This window comes from Mesonia aestuariivivens (genome assembly GCF_019311235.1).
GTDB lineage: Bacteria > Bacteroidota > Bacteroidia > Flavobacteriales > Flavobacteriaceae > Mesonia > Mesonia aestuariivivens.
Genome location: NZ_JAHWDF010000002.1, coordinates 262,453 through 284,361, shown reverse-complemented (window position 1 = coordinate 284,361; position 21,909 = coordinate 262,453). Strand labels below are relative to the sequence as shown.

Here is a 21,909-nt window from a genome sequence, read left to right as displayed (position 1 = left end):
ACTTTATTTCAAATTTTATGCCATATCCTAAATACACCAAAGCCGACCTTGAAAAAATCGTATATACTCAACTAGATAATTTAAACGCCATTCACGACTTGTTACGTATTATGAAACTTCAAAATGAACTTATTGAAAATGCTAATAAGAAATTAAAGGATGAAGTGATTGACTTTAAGAAGCGTGTTAATTATGGAACAGGGAAACTTGAATAATTTTAATAAAATTATTGCATCCATAAACAGCATAATAATCCGTTTGAACCTATTCTAAAATTATGTTCATACAATTCAGTTGTTAAATGATTCTCTATTTCAAAATCTTCAGGGAACCATTCAATCGCTTCTACTAATACTGGCTCTTCTTCTAAGTCTCTACCTTTAAAGAAGTCTCCTGCAACAGAACCTTCTGGAGCATTACTCCCTTTTTGCAAAAATTTTAAAGGAAAATCGTTAGATTCAGTTTTCCATTGTACAATACCATCTTCCATATAGATTATAGAAACTGAAAAATCACCTAAATCCTTATATTTTAATAAAGTAGCAGTTTGAGAAGTTCCAAAAAAATCTGCAGTTTCTCTAATTAAATCTAAAGTTAATGTTTTGCCATTAACTTTTGGCTTAAATAAATGGCTAGGCATTAATAATTCAGAAGCAAATTGATTTGCTTCAATTTCGTGTTTTCCCTTTGCATACCATTCGCTTAGTGTTTTATTAGTATCTGAAAAAAGAGGCGTTATTTTTTTATGCAAAATCAAATGGCCAATTTCGTGAGCAAGAATAAAATTTCGTTTAGACTCTAATTTGACTTTTGAATCTATTGTTATTATAGCTGAGTCTCCATTCATTAAAATCCGACCTCTTGAACCACCTAAGTCTGACTCTTTCACATCTGCATTAGAGGCATAAGCAATTTCTGTTAATGTTAAATCTCCTGGTTTTGCCCATCCTAATGAATCTAATAATTTATTTGCTTCTTTTTGAGGCTTATTAAGATTCATCATCGTCAATTTTATCTTTAATCTTAGAAATGAAGATTAAAAAATCTTGGTCTTCATTGATATCTATTTCATCTTTTTCTTCTAACTCTTTAAATTTATTAAATAGAGGTTGCAATTCTATTTTTTCTTTTGGGGTCAATAGTTCTTGTAATTTTTCAAAACCATACTCTTTAAGACGTAAAAATTCTTCTCTTAATTTTTTGTACTTATTTTGTACTAAGAGTGCTTTAGTTTTAGAACGCCTTAGCATAACATTTCTTAAATGTTTAGAAACAAAAACATCATCTTCCTCTATTTCACTTAAAAAATCTATTGGTTCTTTATGGTAATTCATTTCTAATAGTAAACCATAAAGATTATCTAACGCTTTTAATGCTTTATTAGTTTCCATTTTTCTCGATTTGTTTTCTTGTTTGCCTTAAAAATTTCTCTTTAATCTTATCTAGTTGTTTTGGTGTTACTTCCATAATTTCAGCTATTTCAGCTCTTTTATATCCTTCTTTTGTGCATTCCCAAAACGTTTTAATATCATCGTCCTTACTCTCATTTACAAATAGCTCTATTTTATTATAGTCATCTTCTATTGCAAGTAGCTCGGTTTCATCAACTTCGTCCTCAGACCGCAAGTTATAAAATGTATTTTCGATATCCTGACTTCTTATTACTGTCTTTAATGGATATTTACCTTCTTCTTCTCTTTTTTCATCATTTTCTTTAGCATTTTTATACGATTTAACTACTGTAGAAATTCTACTATCTATAATTCTTATTAACTGTTCAGTAAGGTCAAAGCTGTCTTTCCATTCCCAAAAACCATCAATTATACTAGAATAAGCATATTCTAAATAATAATCCTTAGCTGGTATTCCCAAATTTTCAACTGTATGTGCTCCATACTTTGTTTTATTCATTAGCTTGAAGAACAAATGTTTCTCACACTTTTTGATTGCAATCTTCCATTCAACATTACTGATTTTATCAAGTTTTTTTGAGTTGGATTCAAAGAATTTGCCAATATCTTCTATAATCATATTAATCGCAAATATTTTTTTTACCCCATTTTGGGGAACTTTTATTTTCTACAGTTAATAGTATTATGTAGAAGGTTAATGGTTAACAATTTACATAAATAATTAAAAAAAATTAGAAAGGAGGTGTAAAATATGGCAAAAGATTCAGAAGGTAGAAAATACAACAGAATTCCTGGTTATACTAAAAAAGTTGGAGGTAAAACAATAAAAGTTAAGCCACACGTGAGAAGTAACAGAAGTGATAGTAAAGGTAAATAATAGTAACCTTAAATATTAAAAATTAAAATCTGTCTATAGATTAATTTTTATGGACAGATTTAAAATAAGAATATAAATTTTAAAAAATTAAAAAATGATACATTTAAAAACATTTAACGAACATTTCGGTATTAAAAGTAATACCACGGAACATCTAAACATTTTAATGGAAAATGATTTAGAAGCATTTATTGACCCTTATCATATTGCTAATAATTTAGATAATATGATTGCAAAAAAGATGTATGTAAGAAGTAAATCTTTTTTAGAAACTTTGAATAGAACATTTATTATTCCTAATGATAGAAATAACGGATTGAATTTCTTATCTCATTTAGGAGAAGCTAATGAATACCATTTAGGTTACTCTTATAATATTAAAGGTAAAGGAATTGGACCAACAAAAGCTGAAATAATTTTTGATTCATTAAGAGCTAATAAATTAGTTAAAGCAGGAATTACAGTAACTAATGAAGCTCATAATGTACTACTTTTAGTAAAAGGCATTGGTCAAGATAATATGTCGGACACTTTAGCAAATGTTTGTAGAGATATTTTGGCTGAATTTACATTTCAGCAATGTTTAAAATATAGTATAGATGTCGAAGAAACCAAAATTGAATATTATGAACATTCTTCAAAAAAATGGGTTACTAAAAAAGTTATGTTACCTCATTACAAAGGAAAATGCATTATTCTAGTACCTCAGTTTTTGACAAGTGGCCAAAGAATTTATACTAATCATTATAATTGGTTTATTTCTAGCAACTATTTGTCTAAAGATATTATAGAAGGAAATATAAATACAGATGGAAATGATAGTTTTATCAACGAATTAAAAGACGGTACTAAAAAAGCTATAATAAAAAACATTAATAGCCATTACAGAAAACCAAAACATAAATTAATTGAATATGTTAAAAGTTATAGTGGTTCTTTAATTAATTTTCAGGATTATGTAAAATCTCATTATCCATCTATAGACATAGAAAAATTAATACAGCTTTACGGTAAAGCATCATAAGAAGTTCTTTCCTTGGGAAAGGGCTTCTTGTCTTTTCCAATTTAAATACCAAAAGAATTATTCAATTTTTAGTTTTTTAATTATGTTCTCAAGAGCTTTAGATTGGTTTTCAGTCAATTTTCCTCTTCTTTCGCAATTCTGCTTCAAAGAATGAACAAAGCTTGTGTCAAACCAAGTATTCTCTTCTGCCCATTTTAATACTAAATTGATTCTTGAAAAATTAGAGTTAGATTCATAACTCGTGAAATCAATTAACTTTTGATTTATTTTTTTACGTATTTCAAGTTGTTTGTAAGAAAATTTACGTTTCCTAATTGTATCTAAGTAAAATTTATATTCAAAGTTGGTTAATGCCTTTTTATTAAATAGGTACTCCAAAACTTCTGGACTCATACTTTTTGTTGGGTCTTCTTTTAATCGTTTAATTGATGTGAAAATTTTGTTTCCTTCATCTATTCCTAAAAATTTATTCACACAACAATTCCCAACCTCAGTATGTCTATTATTTATGGTGTTTTTAATGACACAGACATTTTTAATTGGATAATGTCCACAAAGACATCTCTGTAATTCATCGCTATAATATGCATATTCAAAATTCCATTCATTTTTAGCACTATGCCAATAATCTGACTCACTCAGTTTTATTATTTCCTGTGTTAATTTATAGTGCATTCAATTTATAATCGATTAGGAATTTACTCAACTAAAGTTAATGGTCTTTGTACAACAATACCCTCATAATATTCAGTATAATTACTATTATCTTGGTATGTAGTAAAAATGTTGTCAGCCATTGTATTAGCAATAGTTTCATTTTCAGCATATAAAAATGCTTGTAATAAAACAACACGTTCGTCATCAATAATTGAGACAATTTTTAGTTCATATTTATTCATTTCTTAAAAGTGTTTTTATACTTTTTAAATATACAAAATTGTAATAATTAACTTATTATGGGATTCCGTAATTAATTGGAAATTAGAGAGAATAAACCATTCCATACACATTCCCACTTCGCTCCTACCGTCGCTTCGGGCAAAGAGTATTCCATTACATTTTTTAAAGAAACTTTTAGAAAGAAAAAAATCCAAGAAAATTGGGGGTAAAGAATTTCGCTTTTTCCCAAAGCAAAGTTACATAACGCAGAACATTATAAAACAAATGTATTCTTTGTAAAAAGTAGAGAAAAACATCTTTTAATGCTGTTTTCACAAAAACAATGATTACAACTTAAGCTGCTTAGTATTATTGTTTACGACTAATCTTTAGCAAATGTCATTAGCTCATAGATCATTTATTTAAAAAAATCTTTAAATCCTTTATGACTAAGAAATTTTTTCCACTAAAATCATTTCTTATTAAAACTGATTCAGCAAGTTTTGAGTAACTAATTTCTCGAAAATTTCAAAAATGAAGCTTAAAAAGAGCTATTTTAAAACACTGTTATTTAACCGTTTAGAGGCATTTCTAAGGGTTTAAAACAGCACGTTTAAGCTGTCTCATAGTGTAAAGTCTAACTTGCGATTGAATCGCTTAAAACACTTATATTGAGATATTTACTTGTAGTAATTTTTTAAATTTATGAAGATTTTATTTTAACAAACCAAAATAAAGTGGATGATTTTAATTAAGCTATAAGCGTTTGTAATAAAATATATTCAGAGAATTTAAATTCGGGACGATACATGGCCATTCACTATATTTTAGAAAACATCGGAAAATCCATGGTATAATAGTAACTTTTAAGAATACTTATTGCTTAAGCGGTAAAATTTTGTTTTTTGATTTATAATGATATTTTTATGTCAACTTGTTATTAAAGTTCTTTAAAATCATTCCACAAGCATTACGCTTTCCTATTAATCAATTAAAACCCTTAAATAATTTCCAACATCTTTTTTAGGTATTTCTTCGTGTAATTCACCAATTCAAACAATACAAAAGATTTCAGAAATGATTACCTTTGCCAAATGCCTTTTAAAAAGTTACATCCCGAAATTAAAGAGAAACTAGCTAAGCTAGAAATTGAAACACCTACTCCACTGCAACGCAAAAGTATTCCCGTAATTAAAAGCGGAATGAATTTGTATTGCACCGCTCCTAAAGGTGCAGGAAAAACTACCACGCTTATTTTAACCACTTTACAAAAGTTAAAATGTGAAGCCGTAGGTGATGCGCCGCGAGCTATTATCTTAGTAGAAAATAAAGAGAAAGCCCTAGAGATACTAGATCAATTTTTGGTCTATACGCGTCATACTTCTTTAAGGCCTTATGTAGCCCATGAAAAAATGCATATAGATTTACAGAAATCAGAAATTTTAGAAGGAATAGATATTCTCATTTCAACACCTAAGAATCTAAATAAATTGTTTTTATTAAATGGTGTACATACCTCACAACTAAAGATATTTAGTATTGATGATGCCGATTTTTTAATTCAGCAAACAGCTTATGCCGCATTATTATCGATAACCCAAAGTGTTATCAAATGCCAGTACGTAATTTATGCTGAAGAAATGACAGCAAAGTTAGCTCGTTATGATAGTTACTTTATGGAGTATTCAAAAAAAATAAGTCTTTCTTAAGCACATTCAATTCTTGGTCACTTTTTAATTTCATTCATTTATGATCGCTAAATTACATTACTTAACTCAAGGTAACACCCCTCAAGAACATCTAGAAAACGTGCAAAAAGCGTGTACTTCTGGAGCAGAACTGGTGCTATTAAGATTAAACCATTTAAGTGAAAAAAAAGTACTAAAATATGCAGAAAAAGCTCGCGAAATTACGGCTCATTTTCAAACGCGATTAATTGTTCAAGATCACTATAAAGTTGCAAAGCAAATTAAAGCAGATGGTGTTCATTTAGAGAAAAGTATCGCTAGTACCAGTTCTGTAAGAAAACATTTACACACCTGGCAATTAATAGGCGCTACGGCTTATCACTTAGAAGATGCCGAAAGATTAATATCACAAGAATTAGACTATCTATATTTAGGACCGTTTCAAAATACAAATCCAGAAAATAACGCAGCAAGTTTAGGAATTACTGGTTTTTCATTCATACAAGAAGCGCTAACTACTGAAACACCTCTGTTGGCTTTTGGCGAAATTAGTCTTGAAGGTGTAAAAGCTATTTTAGGAACTGGAGTTTCAGGATTGGCCATTGATGATGCAATTACTGAAAACTTTAATTTAATTAGCGCTTTTCACGATTTACTACAAGCTTCTTCAACGCAAGAAAAGCGTCATACTTTTGATTAAATCTAACTAAACATTTTCAACTAAAAAACCCCTGAAAAAACTTCAAGGGTTATTATTTTTTTATTGAGTATGTTTAACTCTATGTTTAGATGAATTATCTATCTAAAAACCTATTCTTCTTCTTGAGTACGCTTAGATTTTCTATATAAATAATTTGGATAAATTGCACGTTTTGCATAACGATTTAATTTATTACTCTGCATCATTTTCACAAATACAGGTTTAGTAACCCCAAAATATTCGTAGGTAGAACCATCAAGATAACTGATCTCTAACAATAAGCCTTTATGCTGATAATCTGCAATTCCAGAATTAATCGCTGCCGTATATTCGGGTAAATTTGCTTCTTTAGTTTCTGGAGCAATACTTACTAAAAAATGATAGCCGTCAATAATTTTACGACTTTGCATTTCTGCCTCTACTTGTTTAGGGTCACCATTTTGAAATTTATCGGGATGCCATTCTTTTACCAGGTTACGGTAACTCTTTTTTAAAGCTTTGAGTTCAATTTCTTTTTCTACTTCAAACAGCTTTTTATATTCGTTAATTCGCTTCATATCTTTATTTTAAATCAAGGCGCGAAAGTAAGTGTTATTTCTATAGTAATGACAAAACTTCGGCTACAATTACATATTTATATTCAGTGTCGCTATTTAATTTTAAATCTCAATTCAAAAAATATAAACATTTCAATAATAGAAAATTAACTATCTTTTAATCGTTTTTAAATAGAGTATTTCTACTTTTGTTCTTGCCCAATCGGTTTTGCGTAAAAATTTAAGACTTGATTTTATGGTAGGATTCGACTTAAAGCAATTAATATTTACACGTTCGGCCAAACCATCCCAGCCATAATAATCTTGCAAATAGTTAAGCATATCTGCAAGTTTTACTCCATGTAGCGGGTTATTAGGTTGTGTTTCGCTCATCATTTACCAATCTATAGGTCTGTAATCTTTTAAAAATTTACCGCACCAATGTTTTCCGGTGTTAATGCCATCAAACAACGGATCCATTACTCGAGCGGCGCCATCTACAATATCTAGTGGAGGCTGAAAATCGTGCAATTCTTGCTTTCTTTTAGCCAGTTCTGCGGGATCTTCATCGGTTACCCAACCCGTATCTACGGCATTCATATAAATTCCATCTTTTGCCAAATCTCCAGCGGCAGTATGGGTTAACATATTTAACGCTGCCTTGGCCATATTGGTGTGCGGATGGCGAGATTCTTTAAAAAAACGATGAAACTTCCCTTCCATCGCGGTCACATTAATAATGTGTTTTTGACCCGTGTTTTCTTTCTTCATCAACTCCGCTAAACGATTACACAGCACAAAAGGAGCAACCGAATTTACCAGTTGAACTTCAATCATTTCAGTAGTTTCTATGGCACCCAACTTTAAACGCCAAGAGTTGGTTTTTCTTAAGTCTACTTGTTGTAAATCGGCATCTAATTCTCCTACTGGAAAAACTTCTTGTGCCACTAATGAATTATCGAAACTATAAGGGATTTGAGAAAGCTTAGCGGAAGCCCTGAGTCCAATTCCTGGTTCTGGTCCGTGCCAAGTTACTGGCATATTTTTATTAGGAGAAGCTCCTGTTGAAAAAGATTTCAATTCAGTTAAACAATCGGAGTGATCTGCTAATAAATCTTGGACGCTTTTAGGTAAATTTTCTAACGGCTGTTCTTCGTTATGCATTAAATGCGCATAAAATCCAGCAGGTCTTCTTACGGTTTGTGCCGCATTATTGATTAAGATATCTAAGCGATCATATTTTTGTTCGATATAATTACAGAAAATTTCCACGCTTGGGATATGCCTTAAATCCAATCCGTGAATATGTAACCTGTCTTTCCATTGATGGAAATCTTCTTCTTTAGAAAACCGAAGTGCAGAATCTACTGGAAAACGAGTAGTTGCTATGACTGTTGCCCCACCTCGTAATAACATTAAAGTAATGTGGTAACCAATTTTTAAACGAGAACCAGTAATCACGGCAACTTGACCATCGACATCCGCGGTCTGGAAACGTTTAGCATAGTTAAAATCACCACATTCTGTACACATCGTATCATAGAAATGATGCAATTTGGTGAATAAGGTTTTACAGACATAACAATTTCGAGGCGTTTGTAATTCAAGACTTTCCTTACTTTCTAGATCTGCAGCAGCCAATAATTTTGGAGCTATAAATACGTGCGCTTCTCTTGCGCTTCTAATCCCCGTTTCTTTACGAGCACTTTTATCGCGAGCAGCTTGTTTGCGTTTAGCAGCTTTTTTAGCATCTTTTTTTCTACGTGAAAATTCTTCTCGGCTAGGTCTAGATAATTGTCCAGCGGCTTTAATCAAAGCTGTCCTTTTTGACTTCGGAATTTCAAAAATTTGATTGGTATGAGTGTTTAGGTTTTCCAGTATCATTATGCACTGATCAATTTCTTCTTGGCTCACCACTCCTTCCACTTCCTTGTTCACTTGCATAAGTTATTTTTTGGCTGCGAATATAGTTTTATTTCTTTTCTAAATTATAAAATTTTATAGGGATAAGTTGATTCAATTTAATTCGGCTTATGAAACTATATACGACTACCTGAGTTTACAACATTGACCGGCAAATTCTTAGAATATTTAAGAATAGCCTATTCTTGTGATGACTAACGCCATAAAAACAGGCTTAATAAAATGTATATTAAGCCTGTTTTCTGTATAAATTGAATTTGAAAAAAAATAGAATTCAACCTCACATTAACTCTTTACAATACTGAAATTCTAACTTTCTTCTTCTTTAACCTAGAATTATTCAGTTTTTCTACTAAACTATCTGCAATACTTAAGGGTACAGCTACAAAAGTGCAGTCTTGTTTCAACTCGATAACCCCTAATTGGTCTTTATCAAGTCCGCCTTGTTTAAAGAATAAACCAGCAATATCACCTTTAGAAATTTTATCTTTTCTTCCGCCAGAAATGAATAAGGTTTCCCAGTATTGAGGTTTGCTCACTGCTTTTTTCGCTATGGAGATGGTTTTAGTACCTTTTATAAATTCAGGTAGCAATTCATCTTTTCCCTGTAATATGTAAGCAGTACCTTTGGCATTAACCCTAGCTGTTCTTCCATTTCGGTGAATAAATTCTTCTTCATGTCGTGGCAATTCATAATGAATAATGTACTTCATTTCTGGAATATCTATTCCTCTCGCCGCTAAATCTGTAGCTAATAATAATTGGCAAGTTCCATTTCTAAATTTAATTAAAGCACGTTCTCGATCTTTTTGTTCCATTCCGCCAGAAAAGCAAGCGTGACTTACGTTATTCCGTTCCAAAAATGAACTCACCTGAGCAATGCTGTCTTTTAGGTTACAGAAAACAATTCCAGGTTCAGCACCAATGTATTCTAATAAATTTAATAAGGTATTTAATTTACTTTTATCTGGAGAAACCACCGTTTGAAGCACCAACTTAGAAACTGTTTTTTCTTTTAGATAGTTAATGATATGAGGCTTATCTAACTGTACAAATTTAGGAATGCTTACGCCTTGAGTAGCAGAAGTTAAAATACGTTTATTTAAACTAGGTAATTGGTTGATGATTCCTTTCATTTCTTCTTCAAAACCATTTTCCAATGACTTATCGAACTCATCTAATACAAGTGTTTTAATGCTTGTTTTTGAGAAACGTTCTTTATTGAAATGATCTAAAATTCTTCCAGGCGTTCCAATTAGAATAGCAGGCTTGTGTTTTAATTCAATCTTATCTTTGCTCATAGGTCTGCCGCCATAGACCGCATTCACTTTATAACCCGATCCCATAGCGCGTAGTACTTGCTCGATTTGAATAGCCAACTCTCTAGAGGGTACAATGATTAAAGCTTGAATTTCTTCATTAGCATGAGCTAACATTTCTAAAAGCGGTAATAAAAATGCCAGCGTTTTTCCGGTTCCTGTAGGAGATAGTAAAACAATATTTTTTTTATGCTTAATAACAGAAATTGCTTCTTCCTGCATAGGATTTAAAACATGAATATTTAATTTCGCTAAAATATCTTCCTGATTTTTAATAGTAGTTGCCATAAAATTTATTGTTTTTTATCCTTGGTAGAATTATCGTTAGCAGAAATAGAAGTTTTTTGATTTAAATAATGCGCCAATGCTTTTTCGATCAACTCTTCTTTAGTCAAGTGATGAAAAATGGTTTTTACCTTCGTTTTTAATTCTTCTGAAACTTCTCGATTAGGTTTCGTTTTAAATACTTTTTTAGCCCACAAAAGCGTATTGTTATCTTCTATGCTTTGCGCATCGGCTTTTTGATATTCTTTAAATTGAATTCCTAATTCTTCTTCAAAATCGGCAATCTCGTGTACTTCTTCTTCCTGCAAAACAGTTAACGAAAACCCCTTCGCTCCTGCTCTGGCGGTTCTTCCGCTTCGGTGTACATAAGCATCAAAGGTATCGGGTAAATGGTAATTTACTACGTAAGAAATATCTTTAACATCGATCCCACGTGCTGCTAAATCTGTAGCGACTAAAATTTGGATATGCCCTTCTCTAAATTGTCCCATGATTCGATCACGAATCCCTTGGGTTAAACTTCCGTGAATAGCGCCCGAAGAAAATTTATTGATGGCTAATTTCTTCGCCAGTTTATTTACGGCCGCTTTGGTTTTACAAAAAATAATACCACGTTCTCCCTCTCTTGTATTTAAAAAGTGAAGTAAAACTTCTAGCTTCTCAATAGGTTCGACCACCACGTATTGATGATCGATACCTTGATGGCCAGTAGTTTGCATATCTGCTTCAATATGGAAAACCTTTTTACCCATATAATTTTGAACCAACTGCTTAATAGTTCCAGGCATAGTTGCTGTAAACAAAAAGGTTCTTCGTTGCTTGGGGGCAGTTTTCAAAATAAGCTCAACTTCTTCTTTCAATGCACTTAGCATTTCATCAACTTCATCTAATACTAAATATTCAAGTTTTTCTAAACTTAAAGCCCCTTTTTCGATTAAATCTAATAACCTACCTGGAGTAGCTACCAAGATTTGAGGTAAATTTTTTAATTCTTCAATTTGCGGTTTAATTGGATTTCCTCCAAATACTCCATTGATTTTAAGTTCAGGAAGTTGAGTTGCAAATGATTTTAAATTCTCATAGATTTGATTTCCTAATTCACGTGTAGGTGCCAAAACAAGCGCTTGAATATGATGTTGTTCTGGATGAACTAATTGCAATATTGGCAAACCAAAAGCAGCAGTTTTTCCGGTTCCTGTTTTTGACAAAACTACCAAGTCTTCCTTTTCTTGAAGAATAAGTGGAATTGCTTTTTGCTGAATAACGGTGGGTTGAGAAATATTTAAATTGGCTAAAGCCTGTTGAAGTTCCTCTTGAATTCCTAACGCTGAAAATGGTATTGACATGAAATATTTTTTAGCAAAGATAACCACCCCTTGCTGGAGAATACCATGCAGTGACAGGTATTTTTAGTTAAAAGTCTTCATCTGGCAATATTTATCGACTTCAACTTCAACTTCACAATCCCTCTTCTTTTCCATTGCTGAAAAGAACTTCCTGCGGTCAAACAGCTTTTGAGCTCTAACCCAACGCTGCCACCTTGATTTTTAAAGTTTTTCTCGTAGGCCGGGTTTCATGTTATTCAGCAACTCACTACTCTCCAAGTCTAGAATCTATACTCTATCGTCTAAGTTCTCTAGGCTAACTTTCAACTTCAACTTCACATCCTCTCTTCTTTTCCATTGCCGAAAAGAAGCAAAAGTCTAGGCGTGATTTTTAGATCCTTGAATGAGTACAGAAATTTTGACGCCTGCGGATGGCAAACGCTACCGCTCGTCCCATCCTCCTCTGCCCAAGCTCTAAAATTTCTTCTCATTACTACAGATCTAAAAAAAAAGCCATTTTAAGGATTCTTGATGTTCTATTTCAATCTTTCTCTATACTCATCACTCACGAACTCAAAATCTCCTCACTCCCAAAGTCTAGGGTCTATATTCTATCATCTAAGTTCTCTAGGCTAACTTCCAACTTCATTCTGTCTCTTCGAATGGTTTTAGGATAGCGAGCGCCTAGAGAGGATAAAATTGTATCGAGAAGTTTTTTAGTGAACAGTAATCAGTTTTTTCAATTTCATTCTTTATCTACACTCAACTCACAAACTCAAAAGCTCACTACTTTCCAAATGTCTAGAATCTATATTCTATCATCTAAGCTCTCTTCAAACTCCCAGCTTCCAACTACCTTCGCAGTATCTTATCGCTCACTTCCGAAATTTCCTTTTAAATAAGTTTCTGGTGTTAGCACCGCTAATTTACTTTTTTTATAGTCTTTTACGTTTCTAGTGAGGATCAGCTTTATTTGTCCATTTTCTATAGCTGAAAAGTTTTGTAATGCATCTTCAAAATCTTTAAAACCGGAATTCAGTGCCCTATAGACAACTTCTTTATCCATAGCGATGATCTCGATGATCGTTAAAAGCTGTTTGATTTTTTCAATGATTATTTCGTGCTTGGCGCTTTTTCTGAGTAAATAATAAACATTACAGATGATTACCGGTGTGGTATATGCTTTTATTTTATCAGCTTCACAGAGGTTTAAAAGTTGAGTGGCAAACTCTGCAAAAGGTTCACGATCGTAAAAGAAATCTAAAATTACGTCGGTATCAATCAGTACCTTATCCATTAAGAATATTTTTCTTCTAACCTGTTTTTAAGTTCCTTTTTGTAATCCATATCCGGTGTTGGTATTTTAAAAGAACCTTTTAAGGACTTAACCATAGGTTGAAGCTTTTTTGTTTTTTCTTTTTGCTCAGCTCCAGTTAAGATTTTTAAGTAATTTTCAACAATATCTGATAAGCTACGATTTTTATCTTTAGCATATTCTTTTGCCTTTTTGATGATTTCTTGTTCAATCGTCAATGTTAATTTAGTATTCATATCAGCATAGTTTTGAGCTTACTCAATTACAAATATAAAAAGATTTTTTTACACGTATTTATTATTTATCAAAGATACGTGAATAATCACGAACTACCCGCTCTCCAAGTCTAGGTTCTATATGCTATGATCTAAGTTCTCTAAGCTAACTCTCCACTTCCTACAATATACTCCCAACTATCTATTTCCTACAACCTACTACCTAAACTCCACACTGTCATTTCGACGCTAGGAGAAATCTTGATCAATTTCGAATTCAACTTCAGTTTTAATCCTTGTCTATAATCACTACTCATCAACTCAAAAACTCACCATTACTCCAGTCACTTCGAGGGATTTTAGCCGAGCGATAGCGAGGATAAAATTGTATCGAGAAGGAGTTGAGTTTGTGAATGGTTAGTGATGAGAGTTGAGTCTTCATTTGGCAGGAGGAAGTAAGTAGTATTTTTCGATTTCAAGTTCAGCTTCTCGTTCAACAAAAATCACTACTTAGTTATTAATCTAAATTATTGCAAATCAATATTTTAAAAATAATCATACCATAAGCTTATGGTACAAAAACCCATTTTTGGCTATCATTAAACATAAGTTTATAGTTAAATATACTTATTCCTCATTTATAATCGATCTATAAAAAGATTCCGGTGACCAATTAAGCTCAATCTCTTTAAAGTCACTTAAAATTCCTCTGTTCCATACACCTCCAAAATCACCATTTTAACCTCGGATTTCCCCTAGCAAATTCCTAGGTAGCTCGAAGCTTCTTCGAGTTTTATTCGTGTTTTCTAGGAAATACGGTACTTTACTCAAGGAAATCTCGAAGGAGTATCGAAGAAGCTATGGCTTAGCTTAAGCTTTGCATGGGTGGAAATAAGGGACTTTGTACCAGAAAAAAAGTCAGTTTCAACTGCTTGGGGAGTAAAAGGTGTGAGCAGTAGGCAGTAGTTTTCATTTTCAGCAATGTCACCCCTGAGCCTGTCGAAGGGTTATTTTCATCTCATCTCCCATCTCTCAAAACTCACCAACTGTTTGCCCAACAGACGGTATGGATGTTTTTCAATTTCAACTTTATCTAGGGCTCTTCCCTTATTTTTCATAGATGAAAAAGACGCAAAAAATCTAGGCTGACGAGAAAAGTATAAGAAAATACTACGGTACCCTCCTCCACAGATAAAAAGAACCCCCTACGGTCAAACAGCTTTTTATCTTTTTCCCTGCGCCGCTATCTTGATTTTCAATACTTTACTCGATATGTCGTTTCAATTCTATATTTTTTCAATTTCAGTTTCAACTTCAACTTCGTATTCAGCAATGTCTCACTGAGCTTGTCGAAGGGTCAATCTTACTTTGCACTCAATACTCACCTCCACCCTCTAGCTATTATCCCGTGGTTAAAAAACCATTTAAAGAGAAAATTAGAATTATTTTATCAGTTCCTCTTAAGCTTATTGGTTAACTTTGGTAGAAAAATTAACATTTCAATTTTATAACGATGCGTATTCCTCGACAACTATCTTTTCTTAACCTAACTGTATTAGTTTTGATCATAATCTCTTGTTCCAGTACTAAACAAGTAAGTAATTGGCGAAAACCAGCATCTGAAGATGTAAAATTACACAAAGTTTTAGTATTAGGAATGACAAATAATGTAACGATACGAGAACATTTTGAGCAACAACTTACTGCGACATTGCTGAAAAATGGAATTAATGCTGAAGGAAGTTTGTCTTTTTTTAAAGACGATATGAAAACTATTCCCCAAACGATGGAAGCTTGGCTCCCCTATATTAATCAATTAGAGGAACAAAAATTTGATTCGGTTTTAATTACTAAGGTTATCGGAGAAACTGGTAAAGATTCAAAATCAGCAATTATTAGGTATTACAATGAATTTTTTGGTAGTTTTAAAGAAGATGTAACTAAAAATAAAGAATTATATTCTGCAGAAGAAGGTTTTAAAGATTATACCGTACACCGAGTAGCTTCTAATTTATATTGTATTTGCGAAAAAAATGAAGAAGAAGATTTAATTTGGAAAATTAATATTGATATTAAGCAAGCTTTTGACTCTGATTACCTGGTCAGCGAAGGTTTAAAACTTTTTACTAAAGAATTTATTGAAGACTTAAAAGAAGAAGAAATTTTTGTGACTGAATAATAGTAAGCTAAACTTTTAGGTAACTATTTAAAAACACAAAAAATTCTATCACTAGCTGGTAATTTGCTTTTTATTTAGATTTTCATGTAGCGTAATAATCACGATAGTTTTATTTTCACTAATAAATATTTTAGATAAAATAATCTTCTTTTCTATATCAAACTGAACCAATATGCAGTAACTATTCTTCTTTATCTAATAATTCTTCAAAAAATAGAAAGTAATCTTTTTTTAGCCAGATAAAATTACCCATAACTCTATAAATTATAATACAAAAAGCCCACCTTAAAAAAGATGGGCTTTACTAATAAACCTTTTAACGTGTATATGTTAGATAACTTTTACGTTTACTGCGTTTAATCCTCTGTTTCCTTCTTGTAAATCAAACTCTACTTCGTCACCTTCACGAACTTCATCAATTAATCCAGAGATGTGCACAAAATGATCTTTGTCTGCACCTTCTTCAGTGATAAATCCAAAACCTTTAGTGTCATTGAAGAATTTTACTGTTCCTTTATTCATTGTAATGTAATTAAAATTGTTATTTATAATATTGTAAATATGAGACTAATTATTGGTTCTCAAGGCATTTAATTCATTTATTTTCAAATAATTACAATTCACTGATTGCTAGTTATTTATATAGATACAAATGCATTTAAAGCTGATTTTAGTAGAATTTTTTGTTTTTTTTCAACTTTAATTTGCTATAAAAAAGCAGATTAGCCTTTCTTGTACGGAAAAAGTGATCTATTATTTGTTTTTATTTCGCTTATTATAATTTTTATCTCCTCTTGTTTTTGGCTTTTTATATTTCTCTTGTATTTTTCTACGGTAAGAGCCTCCCAAATTTTCTTTTTGGTTCTTCTCTTTCTTTTCATGAAAGGCAGCGCCACCAATTTCTTCATCTTTCTTTTGCTTGGTAAAATCTTTCTCGCGATGTTGTGGTCTTTCTTCTGGAGTAAGTTCTTTAGAAATTTCAACTTCAGTTGGAAGCTCTAATTTCGTAATTTCATAATCCATCAACTCCTCAATCGCTTCTTTTGCGGGTTCTTCTTTTTCGGTATATAATAAGACAGAACTTCCTTGCTCTTCTGCACGACCAGTTCTTCCGATACGATGCATATAATTTTCAGGAAATAAAGGCGTATCAAAATTAATTACATGGGTAATTTTATATAAATCTAACCCGCGAGACATCACGTCACTGGTCACTAATATGCGAACTTCTTCTTTATTAAAGCTTTCTATAGAACGTATACGGTAATTTTGTGTTTTATTAGAGTGTATAACCGCAACTTCATTAGTGTATTTTTCTTCTAATAAGGTAAAGACTAAATCTGCACTCTTTTTATTAGGTACAAATATCAATACTTTTTGAAATAGACTTTTATCTTTTAATAGATATTGAAGCAGGTTAACCTTGGTGTAAAAATTAGGAACCGAATAACATGTTTGGTCTATATTATCTAAAGGAGTACCGCTTACCGCAACCGAAATATTCTCTGGAGTCTTAAAAAAATCATCAATAAAAAGTTTTACATCATCGGTCATGGTTGCCGAAAACATAATATTTTGTTTTTTAGGCGGAAGCACTTCTAAAATATTGGTAAGCTGAAATCTAAATCCTAAATCTAGCATCACATCTACTTCATCTATCACTAATTGTTTAATCTGTTTTAGTTGAAGCGCTCTACTTAAGGTTAAATCATATAATCTACCTGGCGTTGCTACCACTATATCACAACCTTGGGCTACTAATTGATGATGTGTATTCATATTCACTCCTCCATAAACCGCTGCCACTCTAAGGTTTAAGTACTTAGCAAATTTTGAGATCTCCTGCTCTACCTGAATTACCAATTCTCTTGTAGGCACCATTATAAGAACACGCGGATGCTTTTGTTTTGAAAATTTTAAATTTTGCAAAATAGGCAGCATATAGGCAAAAGTTTTACCTGTACCTGTTTGCGCAATACCTACCACATCTCTCCCGCTCATAATAACAGGAAAAGATTTAGACTGAATAGGTGTTGGTTTTTTAAACCCTAAATCTTCAATGGCGTATTGTAATTGTCTATTTATTTTAAAATCTTCAAATAATTCCATGTTCATTCATTTGTTGCAAAAATAGACTAATATTTTTACCAATAACAAAATCTGAAAGCTTCCTTAATAGAAAAAAAAAACGAATTTTAAATTTTTAAAGTATAGTTCTTCCAAAAATTTTAGGTAATTCATTTTTATAATTTATATTTGAAAATCAAAGCATAAAACTTTTATAAAACAATCATGGATACGATTACGGTTGAAACTTCTTTATTAACACCGGTACATCAGGTTTGGGAATCCTGGACAAACCCAAAACACATTAAACAATGGAATTTTACCTCTCCTAATTGGAAATGTTCTAAAGTTATACAACAATTAGAACCTAGTGGCGAGTTCTCATTTAAGAGGGAAGCCAAAGATGGAAGTAAAAGTTATGAATTTTCTGGAGTTTATGAAATTGTAATTCCTAAAGAGGAAATTGTTTACCTTTTAGACGACGGACGTAAAGTAAATATTCTTTTTGACGTGGAAGGTGATGAAACATACATTACTCAAACTTTTGAAGCTGACGAAGAGGCTCCATTAGAAGATCAAGAAAAAGATTGGCAAACTATTTTAGATAATTTTAAAAAACACACTGAAGCTTATTTTAAATAGTAAAATAAGTAATTAGTAATATTAACATATTCCAAGTGTTTCTTTCTAGAACATTTGATGTTTCTGCATATAAGTGCTTTATCTTTAAAGGGGTTGAGCACTTTTTTATTTTAAAAATGAGACCTGATGCTTAAATTTTAAATCATCACTTCTATCTATTGGTAAAAAATCAAAAACAGCACCTCTAAATTAATACCCAACTTATCATAGTGTTTTTTTCTGAAAATATCTGTTAGATTTTTCTTTGAGTTTATCATTAAAATTTAATCTCTAATCTCTAATAATTAATTATTGATAAATAACATAAGTTCCTTATGATTTCTGAAGGATTTTATTCCATTAAAACTTTTTTCATTTGAGACGCACAGCTATTTTTTACGCATTTAATCTAGTGTTAAATCAAAATTAACCGATTAAATGTGTTTATCAAGGATTAAATAACATAATTTTATTAATCGAATGGTTTTTTTACTTATTTTTGTTTTATAGTTATTACGAACTACTATCAAGATTAAAAATTATGAAAAGTAAATTAACCCTACAGAAACAAATCATAAACTACCTACAGTTAATTCCCGCATTAATAATTGTAGTATTATTTTTTATGCAATTATTTTTTAGATTGTTTTAAATTAATTTATAGTCTATTTTTATAACAATTTCAGTTTAACACAAAAAAAAACGAGTTATAAAACTCGCTTTTTATTCTTTCAAATTGAATTTTTAATTAAGAATCTGTTTTCTTTTTGTAATCTAGATAACCTTTTTTGCCAGGTACATAAAAAGTGTCTTGATCCCACTCACTAAGTTCAACCCCTTGAGCGAAACGCTCTACTAAATCTGGATTTGAGATATAAGGCTTTCCAAAAGCTACTAAATCTGCTAACTCATCTTCTATTACTTTATTCCCTTTTTCTTGATCAAAATTCGTATTAATCATTAAATTACCCTTATATAAAGGACGGTAATGCTTTGCGATTTCACTCACCGCATAGGGAACATCGGACACATCATTAAAAGGCTCTGATAAATGTAAGTAAGACAAGTTGTAATCATTAAGCTTTTCAACAATATAATCGAATGTAGGGATGGTTTCTTCATCCATCGTCATTCCAAAAATTCCGTGTAAAGAAGGATTTAAACGAACTCCTATTTTATTTGTGGGCACTACTTTTTTTATTTCATCTAAAACCTCAAATAAAATTTTCGCTCTATTTTCCATGCTTCCGCCATATTCATCTTCCCTTACATTTGAAGTTTTATTAAAAAACTGATGAAGAAGATAACCGTTAGAAGAATGTATTTCTACACCATCAAAACCAGCATTGATTGCATTTTTTGCTGCAATTTTATAATCTTGAATGGTACGTTTAATATCTTCTAAAGTCATCGCTTTAGGTGTCACCGTATCTTTAAAACCTTCATAAGTAAAAGATTTAGCTTCAGGATTAATAGCTGAAGGAGCTAAGGGCTTCTTTCCTTGATGAAAATCTGGGTGTGACATTCTTCCTACATGCCAAAGTTGAAGAAAAATTCTTCCATCAGCTTCGTGCACCATTTTCGTCACTTCTTTCCATCCTTCTACTTGAGCCTCGGTGTGTATTCCTGGGGTGTTGATGTAACCAACTGCTTCTTCTGAAATTTGAGAACCTTCTGCAATAATCAAACCTGCAGAAGCTCGTTGTCTGTAATATTCTCCTTGCAAATCTGCAGTAGCTACATTTCCTTCATTGTCTGCTCTACTTCTAGTCATAGGAGCCATAACAACTCTGTTAGGTAATCTTAATCCGTTTAAATCTATAGCTTTTAGTAAAGCTTGTTCTGAATTTGCACTCATTCTTTTTTCTACAAAATTAGAATAAATAGCAAAATTCGCGAATGATATACGTTAATTTAAGTCGTTAAACTATAGTTAAACTAATTCTTTTCTAATTCTGCTCAAACTCTCAGGTTGTACTCCAAGATAATTTGCTATCTGATAATTAGCCAAACGCTTTTCTATAGCAGGATAAGTTTTACAAAAATCGAGGTAGCGTTCTTTGGCAGATTTTTGTAAAGTAGAAAGTATTCTACTTCTTAAAGCCACAAAAGCTTTAGTGGTTTTTATTCTAAAAAAGCGTTCAAATTCTGGAATACGTTTGTAAAGTTCTTCCAAAACTTCTTTATTAATTGCTAATAAAGAGCAGTCTTCTAGCGCTTCTATATACAACTTAGCAGGTTCATCATTAAAGAAAGATTCAAAATCACTAATCCACCAATCTTCTACCGCAAATTGTATGATATGCTTATTGCCTAACTCATCTAAATAATAGGCCACCAAACAACCTTTAAGCACATAAAATTCTTCATTAACCAACTCTCCCGGTTTAATTAACATAGACTTTTTTGAAACTTTTTTTTCTTTTAATACACTTAAAAATTCATCTTGCTCTTTGGGTGATAAATCGATAATTTCTAATACATGTTGAAGTATAGCAGACATCATTTTTTTATTTTTGAATGTAATGATTTACTTTTAACCAATTATGTAAAGCTTTAGGCCAATTGGTATTGGTACCTTCTTTACCAAGTCCAAATCCATGACCTCCGTCTTCATAAAGATGCATTTCTGCACTAACTCCATATTTCTTTAATTGCAAATAGTAATTAATACTATTTTCTACGGGAACCGAAGTATCATTCGTAGCATGAACTAAAAATGATATAGGTGTATTTTCATCAACTTGTTTTTCATTTGAATAATAATCTACTGTATTTTGTGGAGCATTCACTCCTAATAAATTGGTTTTAGACCCTTGGTGCGTAATACCTTTTTCCATTGAAATTACCGGATAGATCAGAACTGAAAAATCTGGTTTTGCTGAATAGTTACTTTTTTCTTTATAAATCTGCTGATTGTAATGTGTCGCCAAGGTAGAAGCTAAATGTCCGCCTGCAGAAAAACCCATAACACCTACCTGATCTATTTCTACATCAAAATTTTTAGATTTAATTAGACGCAAAGCTTTTTGAGCATCTTGTAAAGGCCCCACTGCAGGGTTTTCCATACTTGCTGAAGATGGCATTCTATACTTTAGAACAAAGGCATGAATCCCCAAGGTATTTAACCACTCTGCAACTTTAAAACCTTCTTTTTCCATCGCTAAATGAGTATAACCACCCCCAGGACAGATTAATATTGCGGTTTTTGAGCTATTTCCTTTTGCGATAAAGGCAGTGAGTGTAGGGGCAGTTACTTTACTTGTGCTCCACACTTTACCATTTTCGTAGGTTACCTCTTCATCATAATTAACTTTTATAGCATTAGGCACGTTTTCCCAAATTTTGAAAGTTGAATCTTGACCGTACATATTGAATGATAGTAAGGTTAAAAGTATACCAATTGTTTTTAAATTCATCGTCAATAATTTGTAGCAAAATAAGCTTTCATTCTTTAAAATGAAATAAAATCGGCTTCAATTTAGCTAATTATAAATTCATTTAAAAAAGGTGTTAATTCACGTTAAAAATTTCGGCTATAAAA

Annotated in this window: 24 protein-coding genes; 7 read left to right on the top strand and 17 right to left on the bottom strand. The window is 31.6% G+C overall.

Translation table 11 applies throughout. The features are described from left to right. Positions 1 to 17 precede the first annotated feature (17 nt). Positions 18 to 215, top strand: a complete 198-nt coding sequence (locus KW502_RS02960; protein ID WP_219039043.1) for a hypothetical protein — start codon at positions 18 to 20, stop codon at positions 213 to 215. Positions 216 to 226: 11 nt separating this feature from the next. On the opposite strand, the gene KW502_RS02955 is transcribed toward KW502_RS02960, so the two are convergent. The 3 genes from KW502_RS02955 to KW502_RS02945 are packed head-to-tail and all read right to left on the bottom strand — an operon-like array spanning position 227 to position 2,031. Then, complete coding sequence (locus KW502_RS02955; RefSeq protein WP_219039042.1) at positions 227 to 1,000, bottom strand: ImmA/IrrE family metallo-endopeptidase; 774 nt, start codon at positions 998 to 1,000, stop codon at positions 227 to 229. Continuing rightward, on the bottom strand, positions 990 to 1,391 hold the full coding sequence (locus KW502_RS02950) for a hypothetical protein (protein WP_219039041.1): 402 nt from the start codon (positions 1,389 to 1,391) through the stop codon (positions 990 to 992). Before KW502_RS02950 ends, KW502_RS02955 begins: the two co-directional genes overlap by 11 nt. Beyond that, positions 1,381 to 2,031, bottom strand: coding sequence for a hypothetical protein (locus KW502_RS02945; protein WP_219039040.1), 651 nt, complete (start codon positions 2,029 to 2,031; stop codon positions 1,381 to 1,383). Before KW502_RS02945 ends, KW502_RS02950 begins: the two co-directional genes overlap by 11 nt. 132 nt (positions 2,032 to 2,163) lie before the next feature. Here KW502_RS02945 and KW502_RS15350 point away from each other — a divergent pair, with 132 nt between their 5' ends. Together KW502_RS15350 and KW502_RS02940 are read left to right on the top strand one after the other, a co-directional pair. Beyond that, positions 2,164 to 2,289 carry a hypothetical protein gene (locus KW502_RS15350; RefSeq protein WP_255553995.1) on the top strand — a complete coding sequence of 42 codons (126 nt, stop codon included), beginning with the start codon at positions 2,164 to 2,166 and terminating at the stop codon, positions 2,287 to 2,289. Between the two features lie 94 nt (positions 2,290 to 2,383). Then, positions 2,384 to 3,313 (top strand): DUF8370 family protein, encoded by a 930-nt coding sequence (locus tag KW502_RS02940; protein ID WP_219039039.1) that lies wholly within the window; start codon positions 2,384 to 2,386, stop codon positions 3,311 to 3,313. A gap of 57 nt (positions 3,314 to 3,370) precedes the next feature. Here KW502_RS02940 and KW502_RS02935 read toward each other — a convergent pair whose 3' ends face one another. Next, complete coding sequence (locus KW502_RS02935) at positions 3,371 to 3,988, bottom strand: hypothetical protein (protein ID WP_219039038.1); 618 nt, start codon at positions 3,986 to 3,988, stop codon at positions 3,371 to 3,373. Positions 3,989 to 4,011: 23 nt separating this feature from the next. Next, positions 4,012 to 4,212: a hypothetical protein gene (locus KW502_RS02930; protein WP_219039037.1), complete on the bottom strand. Its 201-nt coding sequence runs from the start codon at positions 4,210 to 4,212 to the stop codon at positions 4,012 to 4,014. Positions 4,213 to 5,286: 1,074 nt separating this feature from the next. On the opposite strand from KW502_RS02930, the gene KW502_RS02925 reads away from it, so the two are divergent. Together KW502_RS02925 and KW502_RS02920 are read left to right on the top strand one after the other, a co-directional pair. Then, positions 5,287 to 5,901 (top strand): DEAD/DEAH box helicase, encoded by a 615-nt coding sequence (locus tag KW502_RS02925; protein ID WP_219039036.1) that lies wholly within the window; start codon positions 5,287 to 5,289, stop codon positions 5,899 to 5,901. Between the two features lie 40 nt (positions 5,902 to 5,941). Next, on the top strand, positions 5,942 to 6,580 hold the full coding sequence (locus tag KW502_RS02920; RefSeq protein WP_219039035.1) for a thiamine phosphate synthase: 639 nt from the start codon (positions 5,942 to 5,944) through the stop codon (positions 6,578 to 6,580). A gap of 110 nt (positions 6,581 to 6,690) precedes the next feature. On the opposite strand, the gene KW502_RS02915 is transcribed toward KW502_RS02920, so the two are convergent. The 7 genes from KW502_RS02915 to KW502_RS02885 all read right to left on the bottom strand — a co-directional run bounded on the left by KW502_RS02915 (position 6,691) and on the right by KW502_RS02885 (position 13,519). Continuing rightward, positions 6,691 to 7,137 (bottom strand): KTSC domain-containing protein, encoded by a 447-nt coding sequence (locus KW502_RS02915; protein ID WP_219039034.1) that lies wholly within the window; start codon positions 7,135 to 7,137, stop codon positions 6,691 to 6,693. 150 nt (positions 7,138 to 7,287) lie between these two features. Then, positions 7,288 to 7,509 (bottom strand): VF530 family protein, encoded by a 222-nt coding sequence (locus KW502_RS02910; RefSeq protein WP_219039033.1) that lies wholly within the window; start codon positions 7,507 to 7,509, stop codon positions 7,288 to 7,290. Positions 7,510 to 7,512: 3 nt separating this feature from the next. Then, the gene (locus KW502_RS02905) at positions 7,513 to 9,060 is read right to left on the bottom strand and encodes an SDR family NAD(P)-dependent oxidoreductase (protein WP_219039032.1); all 1,548 of its coding nucleotides are present in this window, start codon (positions 9,058 to 9,060) and stop codon (positions 7,513 to 7,515) included. A 272-nt stretch (positions 9,061 to 9,332) separates the two neighbouring features. Further along, positions 9,333 to 10,646, bottom strand: a complete 1,314-nt coding sequence (locus tag KW502_RS02900) for a DEAD/DEAH box helicase (RefSeq protein ID WP_219039031.1) — start codon at positions 10,644 to 10,646, stop codon at positions 9,333 to 9,335. A gap of 5 nt (positions 10,647 to 10,651) precedes the next feature. After that, on the bottom strand, positions 10,652 to 11,989 hold the full coding sequence (locus KW502_RS02895) for a DEAD/DEAH box helicase (RefSeq protein ID WP_219039030.1): 1,338 nt from the start codon (positions 11,987 to 11,989) through the stop codon (positions 10,652 to 10,654). Between the two features lie 847 nt (positions 11,990 to 12,836). Next, the gene (locus KW502_RS02890; protein WP_219039029.1) at positions 12,837 to 13,265 is read right to left on the bottom strand and encodes a type II toxin-antitoxin system VapC family toxin; all 429 of its coding nucleotides are present in this window, start codon (positions 13,263 to 13,265) and stop codon (positions 12,837 to 12,839) included. Beyond that, complete coding sequence (locus tag KW502_RS02885; protein WP_219039028.1) at positions 13,265 to 13,519, bottom strand: DUF6364 family protein; 255 nt, start codon at positions 13,517 to 13,519, stop codon at positions 13,265 to 13,267. The genes KW502_RS02890 and KW502_RS02885 overlap by 1 nt, the downstream gene beginning before the upstream one ends. A 1,492-nt stretch (positions 13,520 to 15,011) precedes the next feature. Here KW502_RS02885 and KW502_RS02880 point away from each other — a divergent pair. Beyond that, positions 15,012 to 15,677: a hypothetical protein gene (locus KW502_RS02880; RefSeq protein WP_219039027.1), complete on the top strand. Its 666-nt coding sequence runs from the start codon at positions 15,012 to 15,014 to the stop codon at positions 15,675 to 15,677. Positions 15,678 to 16,007: 330 nt separating this feature from the next. On the opposite strand, the gene KW502_RS02875 is transcribed toward KW502_RS02880, so the two are convergent. Both KW502_RS02875 and KW502_RS02870 read right to left on the bottom strand, forming a co-directional pair. After that, positions 16,008 to 16,199, bottom strand: a complete 192-nt coding sequence (locus tag KW502_RS02875) for a cold-shock protein (RefSeq protein WP_219039026.1) — start codon at positions 16,197 to 16,199, stop codon at positions 16,008 to 16,010. Positions 16,200 to 16,430: 231 nt separating this feature from the next. Next, entirely contained in the window at positions 16,431 to 17,786 is a 1,356-nt protein-coding gene (locus tag KW502_RS02870; protein ID WP_219039025.1) for a DEAD/DEAH box helicase, read from the bottom strand. Positions 17,787 to 17,969: 183 nt separating this feature from the next. Between KW502_RS02870 and KW502_RS02865 the strand changes: the two genes are divergently transcribed. Next, positions 17,970 to 18,386, top strand: coding sequence for an SRPBCC domain-containing protein (locus tag KW502_RS02865; protein ID WP_219039024.1), 417 nt, complete (start codon positions 17,970 to 17,972; stop codon positions 18,384 to 18,386). Between the two features lie 727 nt (positions 18,387 to 19,113). On the opposite strand, the gene KW502_RS02860 is transcribed toward KW502_RS02865, so the two are convergent. From KW502_RS02860 to KW502_RS02850, 3 genes are all read right to left on the bottom strand, one after another. Beyond that, a complete protein-coding gene (locus KW502_RS02860; RefSeq protein ID WP_219039023.1) occupies positions 19,114 to 20,223 on the bottom strand; it encodes an alkene reductase in 1,110 nt (369 codons plus the stop codon). A gap of 75 nt (positions 20,224 to 20,298) precedes the next feature. Then, positions 20,299 to 20,871, bottom strand: coding sequence for a Crp/Fnr family transcriptional regulator (locus KW502_RS02855; RefSeq protein WP_219039022.1), 573 nt, complete (start codon positions 20,869 to 20,871; stop codon positions 20,299 to 20,301). A gap of 4 nt (positions 20,872 to 20,875) precedes the next feature. Next, complete coding sequence (locus KW502_RS02850; protein WP_219039021.1) at positions 20,876 to 21,784, bottom strand: alpha/beta hydrolase; 909 nt, start codon at positions 21,782 to 21,784, stop codon at positions 20,876 to 20,878. Positions 21,785 to 21,909: the final 125 nt, after the last annotated feature.

Bases quoted from the DNA above. Each gene is read 5' to 3' on its own strand.
- KW502_RS02955 (WP_219039042.1), bottom strand. From the start codon at position 1,000: ATGAATCTTAATAAGCCTCAAAAAGAAGCAAATAAATTATTAGATTCA.
- KW502_RS02895 (WP_219039030.1), bottom strand. From the start codon at position 11,989: ATGTCAATACCATTTTCAGCGTTAGGAATTCAAGAGGAACTTCAACAG.
- KW502_RS02855 (WP_219039022.1), bottom strand. From the start codon at position 20,871: ATGATGTCTGCTATACTTCAACATGTATTAGAAATTATCGATTTATCA.
- KW502_RS02945 (WP_219039040.1), bottom strand. From the start codon at position 2,031: ATGATTATAGAAGATATTGGCAAATTCTTTGAATCCAACTCAAAAAAA.
- KW502_RS02870 (WP_219039025.1), bottom strand. From the start codon at position 17,786: ATGGAATTATTTGAAGATTTTAAAATAAATAGACAATTACAATACGCC.
- KW502_RS02940 (WP_219039039.1), top strand. From the start codon at position 2,384: ATGATACATTTAAAAACATTTAACGAACATTTCGGTATTAAAAGTAAT.
- KW502_RS02865 (WP_219039024.1), top strand. From the start codon at position 17,970: ATGGATACGATTACGGTTGAAACTTCTTTATTAACACCGGTACATCAG.
- KW502_RS02915 (WP_219039034.1), bottom strand. From the start codon at position 7,137: ATGAAGCGAATTAACGAATATAAAAAGCTGTTTGAAGTAGAAAAAGAA.
- KW502_RS02935 (WP_219039038.1), bottom strand. From the start codon at position 3,988: ATGCACTATAAATTAACACAGGAAATAATAAAACTGAGTGAGTCAGAT.
- KW502_RS02860 (WP_219039023.1), bottom strand. From the start codon at position 20,223: ATGAGTGCAAATTCAGAACAAGCTTTACTAAAAGCTATAGATTTAAAC.
- KW502_RS02910 (WP_219039033.1), bottom strand. From the start codon at position 7,509: ATGAGCGAAACACAACCTAATAACCCGCTACATGGAGTAAAACTTGCA.
- KW502_RS02885 (WP_219039028.1), bottom strand. From the start codon at position 13,519: ATGAATACTAAATTAACATTGACGATTGAACAAGAAATCATCAAAAAG.
- KW502_RS02950 (WP_219039041.1), bottom strand. From the start codon at position 1,391: ATGGAAACTAATAAAGCATTAAAAGCGTTAGATAATCTTTATGGTTTA.
- KW502_RS02925 (WP_219039036.1), top strand. From the start codon at position 5,287: ATGCCTTTTAAAAAGTTACATCCCGAAATTAAAGAGAAACTAGCTAAG.
- KW502_RS02900 (WP_219039031.1), bottom strand. From the start codon at position 10,646: ATGGCAACTACTATTAAAAATCAGGAAGATATTTTAGCGAAATTAAAT.
- KW502_RS02930 (WP_219039037.1), bottom strand. From the start codon at position 4,212: ATGAATAAATATGAACTAAAAATTGTCTCAATTATTGATGACGAACGT.
- KW502_RS02890 (WP_219039029.1), bottom strand. From the start codon at position 13,265: ATGGATAAGGTACTGATTGATACCGACGTAATTTTAGATTTCTTTTAC.
- KW502_RS02875 (WP_219039026.1), bottom strand. From the start codon at position 16,199: ATGAATAAAGGAACAGTAAAATTCTTCAATGACACTAAAGGTTTTGGA.
- KW502_RS02880 (WP_219039027.1), top strand. From the start codon at position 15,012: ATGCGTATTCCTCGACAACTATCTTTTCTTAACCTAACTGTATTAGTT.
- KW502_RS02905 (WP_219039032.1), bottom strand. From the start codon at position 9,060: ATGCAAGTGAACAAGGAAGTGGAAGGAGTGGTGAGCCAAGAAGAAATT.
- KW502_RS02960 (WP_219039043.1), top strand. From the start codon at position 18: ATGCCATATCCTAAATACACCAAAGCCGACCTTGAAAAAATCGTATAT.
- KW502_RS02850 (WP_219039021.1), bottom strand. From the start codon at position 21,784: ATGAATTTAAAAACAATTGGTATACTTTTAACCTTACTATCATTCAAT.
- KW502_RS15350 (WP_255553995.1), top strand. From the start codon at position 2,164: ATGGCAAAAGATTCAGAAGGTAGAAAATACAACAGAATTCCTGGTTAT.
- KW502_RS02920 (WP_219039035.1), top strand. From the start codon at position 5,942: ATGATCGCTAAATTACATTACTTAACTCAAGGTAACACCCCTCAAGAA.